Here is a 4,869-nt window from a genome sequence, read left to right on the forward strand (position 1 = left end):
CCGCATGCCACCGGCATAGCGCAGGCTGCGCCGGCTGTCAGCTGGGTCCGACCGACTATCGGCAGAACCCGTAACTCCTACCCTTAATGATCTTTAGTGGTCCCCGTCGTTGATTCGTCGGGGGTCTAGCGCCCAGATGGTCGGGTTGGTCAGGTAGAGGCTGCAGGCGCAGTCGAGGGCTTCTTCGGCGGTGCCGGTGGGTGAGCCGCTGGGCAGGACGTTGTCTTCGTAGTCGTCGTGGCTGGCCCGGTAGATGGCGAAGCCCCAGGTGGTGGCCGAGCCGACGTAGCGCAGTCGGCACAGCTGGAGAACCTCACCGTCGGGCAGGACGCCGTCGACGTAGGCGAAGCCGGCCCGGTAGCGCATCCGCACCTCGGCCAGGTCCGGCCAGCGTTCGCGGGCACGGGTGGCCAGCCGCCAGTGCAGCGAGTTCTTCGTGGAGTCCGGGATCCTCTTCGCCATCGCCTCATCCTGACCGCCGGGCGGCGTGGCACCGTCGGGATCGACGCCGGCGGCGGGACAAACAGCAATGGCACTGGCCAGCCCCCATCGGGTAGTGGTGACCGACACCGACCGCCGGGTGTTGACCGCCCGGGCGCGGTCGCAGCGGTGCGCGCACCGGAAGGTGCTGCGCGCCCGCATCGTGCTGGCCGCCGCCGACGGCACGTCGAACGCCGAGAGCGCCCGCCGGCTGGGCGTCTGCACCGACACGGTGCGCAAGTGGCGGGCCCGGTTCTGTGCGCGAGGCCTGCCCGGGCTGGTCGACCGGCCGCGGCCGGGCCGGCGGCGCACCTTTCCCAAGACCGCCGAGGCCGAGGTGAAGGCGCTGGCCTGCGAGCTGCCGGCCGAGTCCGACGTGCCGCTGGCGCGGTGGAGCTATACCGAGTTGGCCGCCGCGGCGGTCACCCGCGGGGTGATCGAGACCATCTCGCCGTCGACGGTCGGCCGCTGGCTCCGCGCCGATGCCATCCGCCCCTGGCGGCACCGGTCGTGGATCTTTCCCCGCGACCCGGACTTCGCAGCCAAGGCCGCCCGCGTGCTCGACCTGTACGACCGGATCTGGCAAGGCCAGTCGCTCGGCGAGGACGAGTATGTGCTCAGCGCCGATGAGAAGTCCCAGCTGCAAGCCCTGCGGCGGCGCCACCCCGATCTGCCGCCGGCGCCGGGCCGGATTCGCCGGCAGGAGTTCGAGTACCGCCGTGGCGGCACCCTGGCCTACCTGGCCGCCTACGACGTCCACGCCGCCCGGGTGATTGGCCGCACCGCCTCGACCACCGGGATCGAGCCGTTCGGCGAGCTGGTCGAGCAGGTGATGACCACCGAGCCCTACGCCAGCGCGGCCCGGGTGTTCTGGATCGTCGACAACGGCTCCTCGCACAACGGCGCCCGCTCCATCCAGCGCATGCGCACTACCTGGCCGACCGCCGAACTGGTGCACCTACCGATCCATGCCAGCCGGCTGAACCAGGTGGAGATCTTCTTCTCCATCGTGCAGCGCAAAGTGATCAAGCCGGGTGACTTCGCCGGCCTCGACGAGTTGGCCCAGCGCCTGCTGTCCTTCCAGGACCGCTACAACGCCACCGCCGAGCCCTTCGACTGGCACTTCGGACGCAGGTCCCTCCACCGGCTGCTCGAACGGCTTGACATCCACGAACCGCTGGCAGCATGACCCCCGACGAATCAACGACGGGGACCACTAGCGTCAGCAGCCATGACGGAGGTGGAGTACGCAGCCGCATGGGTGCCTGACGATGACCCGCACCGCGGCTGGGAGGCAGCGGCAGCGCTCGCGGTCGACTGGCTCATGGGCGGGCTGCTGTTCCTGCCCCGGCTCCCGTCGTTCCTGTTCCAGCTGGCCCACACCGGTACTCCTTGGGGAGAGTCGGCAGGACTGTCCGCGGCGCTGGAGTCGGTGGGCGAGTGGGCGGGCGCGTCGTGGAGCGGCGGCAAACCCAGACCCCTGGCTCTGCTGCTCGTGCTCCTGGGACTGCTGGGCGCCGGAGCCGCCCGGGTCGTCGGCTACCAGGTCGAGTTCGACCTGCGCGGGCGACCGCCCGGCCGGGCGCTGGCGATCGTGACCGGGGGCACCCTGCTGCTCGGACTCGTCATCGGCAAGCTGACCGGGGGGAGCCTTCGCCGGAAGATACACCAGCTTGGTCTTTCCGCTGTTCCTGCTGCTGGTCACCGTCGGGCTGTCACGGCTGCCCCCTCCGGCGCGGGTGGTGATCCTGGCGCTCGTCGTGCTTCTCGGGTTCGCTGGTTCGATCCCGAACCTCGCGAGGACCGACAAGACACAAGCCGCGGTTGTTGCGGCTGCCCTGCGCGCCGAAGCTCTACCGGGTGACTTCGTCGTGTACTGCCCCGACCGACTCGGGCCGGCAGTCAGTCGACTCCTCCCCGCCGGCCTGACGCAGCAGGTGTACCCGACCGAGCAGGGGACCGTCCCGGGTGGACTGGGTGGACTACGAGCAGCGAAACCGGCAGGCCGACTTCCAGGCCTACGGCAGGCGCCTGTCGCAGACGGCCGGGGAACACGTCGTCTGGCTCGTGTCCAACCCCGACTACCGGACCTACGAAGGCCAGTGCGAAGGCCTGGCCCGCACCCTGACCGCCCTACGCGGCCAACCCCTGTGCCTCGTGGAGAGGGAAAACTTCTACTTCGAGCATGCGGACCTGCGGGGCTGGGGGCCGCAGCGCAACGGCCAGGTCGAGGACGTCCAGGTCACCGGACAGAGCCGCGACCTCCTCAGCTGTCCCGCGGCAGACGTGCCCGCTCGAAGACGAGCGGAGCGGTGAGCCGCACATGACCTCCCGGTCGCGCCCGCGCCGTGCCGTGGGGGGCCGGGCGTGGTGAGCACGAGGGTCCGCCTCGGCCGCCTGAGCGGAGCCGACGTCGCGGTCGTGGCGGTCGTCGCGGTGCAGCTGGTGCCGTTGGTCCTGCTGTCGAACGTCGGAAGCGTGGACGGACCCGCGCACCTGCTCGGTGCCGCGGTCCTCGGCGGAGCTCCGCAGGAGATCTACGACACCTACTACTACCGGGACCGCTTCCCGTTGCCCAACCTGCTCACCCAGCACCTGCTGGCGGGGCTCCTCGAGGTGGTGACCCCGACGACGGCCGAGAAGCTGCTGGTCGGTCTATACCTTGTGGCCTTCCCCCTCGCCCTGCGGCGAGCTGTGCTGTCGGTGCGACCCGATGCCTCGTGGATCGTCCCCGTCGGGCTCGTGCTCGCGACGAACACGTTCCTCATGTGGGGCTTCTACAACTTCTGCTTCGCCCTGGTGGCCTTCCTCCTCGGCGTCGCCCACGTACAACGGCACCGGGCGAGCTGGAGCACGCGTTCGGCGCTCGGCCTCACCGCGATCCTCCTCCTGTGCTACGTCACGCACCTCGTGCCTCTGGTCATGCTCGCCCTGTTCCTGTGCACGAGCGCGGCGGTCGACCTGCACCGCCGACCGCCGTCCTCTCGCCGTGAGCTCGTCGGGCGCGTCGCGCCTCCCGCGCTGGCGCTGGTCCCCGTGGCCGTGCTCACCCTGGCGTTCCTCGCCCGCCCCGCCAGCGGCGAGTTCGGCCTCGGGTACCGCCAGTTGCCGCACCACCTGTTCGACCTGCTCACGCTGCGACTGCCGCTCGTCACGTACTCGCGGCTGGAGTACCTGCTCCTGCTCCTGCTGGTGAGCAGCCTGGTCCTGCTGCTCGTCGCGCTGGCGCGCGAGCTGCGGTCCGGGCGGACCGACTGGCGTGCGCCGGCACTGCTCACCCTGGTCCTGACGCTCGCTCTCTACGTCGTCGTGCCCGAAAACCTGGGACAGGGCGGGTTGATGCACGCGCGTCTGTCGGTGTTCGTGCCGCTGCTGCTGCTGCTGGCCGCTGCGGCCGTTCGGCCGGCCGCCTGGCTGCGGGTAACGGCGACCGCGGCCGGCTGCATCGTGGCCCTGGGCATGGTGGTCGTGCGGCTGCCCGTCCAGCTCGACGTGGACCGGAAGATCGAGGCGTACCGCGAGCTGAGCTCATCCGTCGAGCCGCAGTCGCTGCTCGTCGGCTTCCGGCTGCGCGGGGAGGAGCCCGAGGCGAGCCGTTTCAGGCCACTCGACCAGGACCCCCTCCTGCACGCGCCCTCGCTCGTGGCCGTCCTGACCGCCGGGGTCGACGCGGGGCACTACGAGGCGGCGACGAGCTACTTCCCGATCCGCTTCCGGCCCGGCCGCAACGCGTTCGACGCGCTCGGAGACCTCGAGCAGGTGCCCCCGCAGGTGGACCTGTCGGCGGTGCCCGAGCTGCGCTACGTGCTGCTGTGGCAGGACGAGGCGGCACGACGGCCGCCCGCGGACGCACGGGACGTGCTGAGACAGCTTGACGAGGGCTTCCGGCTCGTGAGGGAGACCGCGGACGGGAGGCTATTGCTGTACGAGCGGCGGTCCGGCCGGTAGCCCCGCAAGCCCGCGCCGGCCGACGACCCGTTCGGAGACGACACCGCGATGACGCCCGGGCCAGCGCGCTGCCGGATCTGCCAGGCCGGTTTCCGTCGCACCGGAAGGCAGCGCTTCTGCAGGGCGGCCCCGCGGTCGGTGGCTCGGGTTCGGCCGAGCCGGGCTCGGGCGACACGTACACGGTGCGCCCGGGCGACACCCTCAGCGCGATCGCCGCCCGCTACGGCACCGACTGGCAGCAGCTCTATGCCGCCAACCGCACGGCCATCGGGCCCGACCCGGCCTACCTGCGCGTCGGCCAGCGGCTCACTGTCCCGGGCGCCGATTCCAGAACGCCCTCCAGCTCGCGTTCCGCAGCTGTGAGCCCGTCTGGTGACGTGAATCTGCCGGTTGACGTGCAGAAACGCCTGATTAGGTGGTGAGCGGCCCCGTTACCAGGCG

At 71.0% G+C, this 4,869-nt stretch carries 6 protein-coding genes; 5 read left to right on the forward strand and 1 reads right to left on the reverse strand.

The window, feature by feature from the left end; all coding sequences use genetic code 11:
• Window positions 1-93 precede the first annotated feature (93 nt).
• Entirely contained in the window at window positions 94-462 is a 369-nt protein-coding gene (locus CNO22_RS25535) for a hypothetical protein (RefSeq protein ID WP_100502062.1), read from the reverse strand.
• A gap of 97 nt (window positions 463-559) precedes the next feature.
• Here CNO22_RS25535 and CNO22_RS25540 point away from each other — a divergent pair, with 97 nt between their 5' ends.
• The 5 genes from CNO22_RS25540 (at window position 560) to CNO22_RS28625 (ending at window position 4,850) form a co-directional block, all read left to right on the forward strand.
• Entirely contained in the window at window positions 560-1,669 is a 1,110-nt protein-coding gene (locus CNO22_RS25540; protein WP_198588603.1) for an IS630 family transposase, read from the forward strand.
• Window positions 1,670-1,711: 42 nt separating this feature from the next.
• The gene (locus tag CNO22_RS28015) at window positions 1,712-2,344 is read left to right on the forward strand and encodes a hypothetical protein (RefSeq protein WP_157937123.1); all 633 of its coding nucleotides are present in this window, start codon (window positions 1,712-1,714) and stop codon (window positions 2,342-2,344) included.
• A gap of 113 nt (window positions 2,345-2,457) precedes the next feature.
• Complete coding sequence (locus CNO22_RS25545) at window positions 2,458-2,796, forward strand: hypothetical protein (protein ID WP_157937124.1); 339 nt, start codon at window positions 2,458-2,460, stop codon at window positions 2,794-2,796.
• 54 nt (window positions 2,797-2,850) lie between these two features.
• A complete protein-coding gene (locus tag CNO22_RS25550) occupies window positions 2,851-4,428 on the forward strand; it encodes a hypothetical protein (protein WP_157937125.1) in 1,578 nt (525 codons plus the stop codon).
• Window positions 4,429-4,610: 182 nt separating this feature from the next.
• Window positions 4,611-4,850 carry a LysM peptidoglycan-binding domain-containing protein gene (locus CNO22_RS28625; RefSeq protein WP_198588604.1) on the forward strand — a complete coding sequence of 80 codons (240 nt, stop codon included), beginning with the start codon at window positions 4,611-4,613 and terminating at the stop codon, window positions 4,848-4,850.
• Window positions 4,851-4,869 lie beyond the last annotated feature (19 nt).

This window comes from Geodermatophilus chilensis (assembly GCF_002802985.1).
Classification (GTDB): Bacteria; Actinomycetota; Actinomycetes; order Mycobacteriales; family Geodermatophilaceae; genus Geodermatophilus; species Geodermatophilus chilensis.